Source organism: uncultured Lamprocystis sp. (assembly GCF_903933125.1).
In the GTDB taxonomy this organism is placed as follows: Bacteria; Pseudomonadota; Gammaproteobacteria; order Chromatiales; family Chromatiaceae; genus Thiodictyon.
On the sequence record NZ_CAIZIZ010000311.1, the window covers coordinates 1 to 5,537 of the forward strand.

The following is a 5,537-nucleotide window of genomic DNA, read 5'->3' on the forward strand; positions in this document are numbered from 1 at the left end:
ACCACCCTTCCGGTACCCGCCCGGGCGTCCCGTTGCCTCCCTGGTGAGGTCAAACCCATGCCGCAATGGCCAACGCCAGCGCCGACCGGCGCCGACGATGCCCGATGTCGGTCGGCGGCAGGGTTATGCTTCAGGGCTGGTCGGCGGAACAGGAACTGTCGCGCCGCTACCGCGGCGTGCGGGTGTTGTTGGCTGAAGATGAACCGGTCAATCAGGCGGTGACGGTCGAACTGCTGGAAGACTTGGGGCTGGTCGTCGATGTGGTCGGTACCGGCCGGGAGGCGGTCGAACGGATCCGCAACACCAGCTATGCCCTGGTCCTGATGGACATGCATATGCCCGTGCTGGATGGTCTGGACGCCACCCGCGCCATCCGCGAACTGCCCGGAAAGGCATCGCTGCCCATCCTGGCCATGACCGCCAGCGCCTTCGCGGACGATCGCCGACGCTGTCTGGAGGCCGGGATGAACGACCACATTGCCAAGCCGGTGGAACCCGAAGCGCTGTTCGCGGCCCTGTTGCGCTGGCTCGCGCGGTCGTTACCGGGGGAGCGGCCGACACCGGTCGCGGCGCCGCTGCCCGCCGAGGCGGATCGGGCCTTGGTTCATCTGGTGTTGGACCAGTTGGAGCGTCAGTTGCCGACCGGTGATGTCGCTGAGACGTGGTCGGAGTTCGCGCCACTGATCGAGACCACACTGGAACCAGTCGCGATGCAACTGGGGCAGGCAATCACCGGCCGCAACCTTGACCTGGCCCGATGCGCCCTGCGCGAGGCACAGGAAGCATTGAGGTCCCGGTCGGATTGAACGGCGTCGCCGGCCGGGTCAGGCGACTGACGCGGGCCGGGGCTGTTCCAGCTTGCGCACCAGGGGATACAGGTGCTCCGTTTCGCGCTGGATGCGGTCCATGACCAGCCCGAACACCTGATTGGTGTCCCTGACGAAGGCGTCGTGATCGCCAATCCGCAATTCGCGCCGCCGCTCATCACTCCAGTCTCTGACGTAGGTGGCGAAGATCCGCTTGATCTCCTGCGATCCGGCTAAAAACCGGTTTGCGGTATTGGTCATGTCGCGGTCCTGGGTCTGGATCAGGTGACCGCAGATCTGGGCATCGACTTTTTCCATGTGTTCCCGGACGCGGCTGACATACTCAAAAAAAAGATTGCGTGCACACTCGGTATCACACATCGAGCGCTCGCGGATCAGATACAGAAAAACGTTCGATAACTCCGTAATTTTATGATTCTGTTCATGGCATACCGTGAAATCGGTCATTGCTGCTCCACCTTGTCACGAGAGACGATCGGGTCTGTCTGGTTTTTTTCATTGCGGGTCGATCGCGGGGTCTGGCAGTGACCGCGCGCCCATGACCCCTGATACATCAGGCCGGGGTCTGAAGGACGTGATGTCCTGTCGTACAGTTTACAAGTGATCGCCGCTGCTGGACACCGCCATGCAGGTGCGGTCCAAAGTGATGTGGTCGCAGCGGCGCGTAGGATGGGCAGAGCGAGAGCGATGCCCATCCGGCCACCGCGACGCTTGAAGATGGGCATCGCTCTCGCGTTTCGGCAAGTATTCCTTGTAGGTTGGGCTGAGGAACGAAGCCCAACGAGCAGCCAAACGTAAAGCGCTGAAATGTTGGGGTTCGTTCCTCACCCCAAGCGACGGGTTGCTCCCCGGTGGACAGCGGCTTGGGCAGGGTCCGCAGCACGGCGGCCACGTCCGCGCTGAAGGCCCCCAGGGCCGCGCTCATCGCGGCGATCAGTGCCGCATGATCGGCCGGCGGACGCAGGGGTTGGCGATAGGTGTTCTCGTGCACGGCCAGCGCCCGTTCGAGCAATGGGTCGAGGACCGCCCAACGCACTTTGAGCACGGCCTCGCCGCCGGGTGTGCCCTCGAAGGTCAGGATGTCCGCGGTAACCCTGAAGTCCAGCGGGTACCGGACCTCACTTGGAAACAGCACCATCCGGCTAGTGCCGACCAGGTACGACAGATTCTCGCTCCAGACCCGCAGGAAGTCGTCCTGGATAGTCCCGCCCCAGCGGTTGTATTCGTCCACTGCCAAACGGTTGCCGGCGTCCCGCGAAACGATCTGCGGCCGATCGAGAAAAGCCGGAAAAGTCACGGGCCCCAGCCCGATCCCGAGCGCGCCGCCCGTCATGGCGCCCTGCCCGGCCGCCGCCGGCAGCGGCGAGAGCGAAAAAAAGGTGGATGGCGGTGAACTGGCGCAGCCGGCGACCGCCAACATCCAGACCAGGGGCCAGGACCGGATTCCGTGGAGCATGATCCCCAACCGTTGGCGGCCGGCCGTTCGCGCGCGGTTCATCGCCCGCCTCCCTTGCCCTTGAGCAGCGCTTCCGGATGACGTTCCAGGTAGTCGGTCAGGAGCCGTACTGAACGCGCGGCCGCCGAGAGTTCCTGGAACATACGCTGCATCTCGATGTACATGGGGGCATTCTCCGACACGATCGCGCCGGCGGCTGTGAGGGTCGCGGAGGTGTCCCGCAGGGCCGTGCTGAGTTCCGGTGCGATCTGGGAATTGAGTCGCTCCGCGGTCTGTCGAAACGCCGCCAATGCAGCATCGGCCTCGACGATCGCCCCCCGCAACTCTTTGGAACTGAGCAGCGCGTTGGCACTGGCCAGCGCCCCCGCCGCGTCCTGGCCGAGTTGTTGGATCGGCAGGGCGTCCAGTTTATCGAGAATGCTGTTGGCCTTGGTCGTCAGGGCATCGAGCGGAGCCGGCACCGTCGGCAGCACGGCGTACTCGCCATGCTTCCCGAGCGGCTGGGCCGGGGCATTCGGATGGAAGTCCAAGTCTACATAGAGTTGGCCGGTCAGCAGACTGCCGGACTTGAGCTGACCGCGCAAGCCGTTGGCGACCAGACGCTCGACCACCCCCTGTTGATTGATCCGGCCGCGGTCGCCGCGCACGCCGATACGCTCCGGTTCGACCTCGATTAAGACCGGGATCTGAAACTCGAAGTCCTCCGGATCGAAGGTCAACTGCACATCCAGCACCCGACCGATACTGATCCCGCGCAGCAACACCGGGGCACCCACGTTCAAGCCGTTCACCGACCCCTGGAAGAACAACAGATAGCGTTCCTTGTGCGCGTAGGTCTTGGCGTGGGCCTCCTCGCGGCTTTGATAGAGGGGGAAGACGTCATTGACCGCCGCGGGTTCGCGCGCCCCATCGATGGTATCCGGCGTATCGAAAGACACGCCGCCGATCAGCACCGACAGGAGCGACTGGGTATCGACCTGGACCCCGTTCGTCGAGATGGAGAAGTCCACCCCGCTCGCGTTCCAGAAGCGCGTGTCCCGGGTGACCAGCCGATCATGAGGGGCAGAGATAAAGACCTCAATGCTGACGGCCCGCCCGTCCGCATCCAGCGCATTGCCGGCCACCTGCCCCACCTGGATCTGACGGTAATAGACCGGTGAGCCGATGTTGAGCGAGCCGAGTGTCGGCGAGCGCAACTGGAACCGCTTGCCCGGCTCGGACGTGGTGAACAGCGGCGGCTCCTCCAGACCCACGAAGTGGCGCTCGGCGTCGCCCTCGGCCACCGGATCAATGGCGATAAAGGGTCCGGACAATAAGGTATCCAGGCCCGAGACCCGGCTGGCGGTGACCCGCGGACGCTCGACCCAGAAGCGCGTACTGCGCGTCAGGTAATCGGCCGCGCCGTGCTTGAGCTGCGCGGTGACCACCACGCTCTTGAGATCATCGCTCACGTCGATGCTGGTGACCTCGCCGACATCCACATCTTTGAATTTGACCTTGGTCTTGCCGGCCTGGAGTCCGGCCGCGGTGGCGAACTGGATGTCAATCGTCGGTCCCTGCTCGGAGAAGGTCTTGAACGCCAGCCAGCCGCCGATGATCAACGCCACCAGCGGGATCAGCCAGACGATCGACACCCGATCGCGGCGGATCGTGATCGCCTGCGGCAGCGGCGCTCCGGCAGTGTCCTCAGGCCGGCCTTCCGTTAACGCTTCCACTGGCGCCGCCGGGGGCGGAACAGTCCCGTTCTCGGTCGCTGACATGATCCGATCCCCTCCCCTGCACCCCGGTTCGCTCCAGACGATCCCAGATCAGACGGGGATCAAATGACATGGCGGCAAGCATGGTAATGACCACGACCGCGCAGAAAAAGATGGCGCCCGCCGCTGCCTCAATGCTGGCCAGATTGCCCAAGCGCACCAGCGCGACCAGAATCGTCACCACATAAACATCCACCATGGACCAGCGGCCGATCGTCTCGGTGATCCGATAGAGGCGGGTGCGCTCGCGCGGACGCCACGGTGAGCGAATCTGCACCGAAATCAGCAAAAAAATCAGAATCAAAAGCTTGAGCAACGGCACGAAGACACTGGCCAGGAACACCACCACCGCCAGCGGCCACATCCCATGCGTCAGCAGAAAGATGACACCACTCAGAATAGTATCCGATTGACTGCGTCCGAGCGATGTCACCGTCATCACCGGCAGCACGTTGGCCGGAATGTAAAGGATCACGGCGGCCAGGACCAGCGCCCAGGTGCGCTGAATGCTCCGCGGCTTGCGATGATGCAGCACGTCGGTGCAGCGCGGACAGCGTGCGCGGCGCCCGTCGAACAGGGCGGCCCGTTGCGGGACCACCAGTTCGCAGACATCGCAGCCGATGAACCCTTCGCCCGGCTCCAGTGGACGGAAGACCGTGCTGCGCACCGGCACCCGTGACCACACCAGATCGGGGTCCAGCGCCGCCTGCGCCGCCGCGAGAACAAAAATCAAGGCGGCGAAGGCAAAGAGCGAGACGCCGGGGACGATCGTCGCCATCTCCGAGAGCTTGACCACGGCCACCAGGATGCCAAGCATAAAGACATCCATCATGCCCCAGGGGGCCAGAGAACGGACATAACGGAACAGCGTCGGCAGCCAGCGCGGCATCCGGTTGCCCGTCAGCGGAACCAGCACGATCAGGAGCAACGACAATTGCAGTCCGGGCGCCAGCACACTGGTGAAGGCCACCACCGCGGCGATCTCCCACTTGCCCTGGTCATACAGATCCAGTATCCCGGTGAACAGCGTAGTCTGCGTCCCCTGACCCTGCATCGAGAACGACAAGAAGGGAAAACTGTTCGCGATGATAAACAGCAACAAACCGGCGATCGTCAGCGCCAGCGTCCGGTTGAGACTATCCGGCCGGTCGCGATGCAGAGCGCAGCCGCACCGAGCACAAGCGCTGGAGCCGCCGGGCGGCAGCGGCGGATTGCGCTGGAGCAGACCGCATTCCTTACATTCGGTCAGGGTGTCGTGCATAGGGGAATCGGTTGTAGGGTCCGCTCCGCGGACCTCCCGTCGCAGATCCATCGTTGTCGTTGTCGTTGTCGTTGTCGTTGTCGTAACCGAGTTCGGTTGATAATCCCTGCGGGGCCTTGATCATCGTTCCGGCCAGCGACGGCCTGTCCGCAACTGGAGGTCGAGGCTTTAGCCGGTGGCGATTCCCGAGATCTCAAATAAAATCAGTGGTGCCTGCGCGCCGGACCGGCTAAAGC

The 5,537-nt window shown here is 63.8% G+C and carries 5 protein-coding genes; 1 reads left to right on the forward strand and 4 read right to left on the reverse strand.

Annotated elements, in window-relative coordinates; genetic code table 11:
* Positions 1 to 125 precede the first annotated feature (125 nt).
* Positions 126 to 806, forward strand: coding sequence for a response regulator (locus QZY03_RS16085; RefSeq protein WP_295582791.1), 681 nt, complete (start codon positions 126 to 128; stop codon positions 804 to 806).
* A gap of 18 nt (positions 807 to 824) precedes the next feature.
* On the opposite strand, the gene QZY03_RS16090 is transcribed toward QZY03_RS16085, so the two are convergent.
* The 4 genes from QZY03_RS16090 to QZY03_RS16105 form a co-directional block, all read right to left on the reverse strand.
* Entirely contained in the window at positions 825 to 1,274 is a 450-nt protein-coding gene (locus QZY03_RS16090) for a hypothetical protein (RefSeq protein ID WP_295582793.1), read from the reverse strand.
* A 106-nt stretch (positions 1,275 to 1,380) separates the two neighbouring features.
* The gene (locus QZY03_RS32140) at positions 1,381 to 2,325 is read right to left on the reverse strand and encodes a PqiC family protein (protein WP_363182419.1); all 945 of its coding nucleotides are present in this window, start codon (positions 2,323 to 2,325) and stop codon (positions 1,381 to 1,383) included.
* Positions 2,322 to 4,043 carry an MlaD family protein gene (locus tag QZY03_RS16100; RefSeq protein ID WP_295582795.1) on the reverse strand — a complete coding sequence of 574 codons (1,722 nt, stop codon included), beginning with the start codon at positions 4,041 to 4,043 and terminating at the stop codon, positions 2,322 to 2,324. Before QZY03_RS16100 ends, QZY03_RS32140 begins: the two co-directional genes overlap by 4 nt.
* On the reverse strand, positions 3,970 to 5,301 hold the full coding sequence (locus QZY03_RS16105) for a paraquat-inducible protein A (protein ID WP_295582797.1): 1,332 nt from the start codon (positions 5,299 to 5,301) through the stop codon (positions 3,970 to 3,972). The genes QZY03_RS16100 and QZY03_RS16105 overlap by 74 nt, the downstream gene beginning before the upstream one ends.
* Between the last annotated feature and the right edge of the window lie 236 nt (positions 5,302 to 5,537).

What these genes read in the sequence shown, in the direction of transcription:
- QZY03_RS16085 (WP_295582791.1), top strand. Translation starts at nt 126, where the DNA reads ATGCTTCAGGGCTGGTCGGCGGAACAGGAACTGTCGCGCCGCTACCGC.
- QZY03_RS16090 (WP_295582793.1), bottom strand. Translation starts at nt 1,274, where the DNA reads ATGACCGATTTCACGGTATGCCATGAACAGAATCATAAAATTACGGAG.
- QZY03_RS32140 (WP_363182419.1), bottom strand. Translation starts at nt 2,325, where the DNA reads ATGAACCGCGCGCGAACGGCCGGCCGCCAACGGTTGGGGATCATGCTC.
- QZY03_RS16100 (WP_295582795.1), bottom strand. Translation starts at nt 4,043, where the DNA reads ATGTCAGCGACCGAGAACGGGACTGTTCCGCCCCCGGCGGCGCCAGTG.
- QZY03_RS16105 (WP_295582797.1), bottom strand. Translation starts at nt 5,301, where the DNA reads ATGCACGACACCCTGACCGAATGTAAGGAATGCGGTCTGCTCCAGCGC.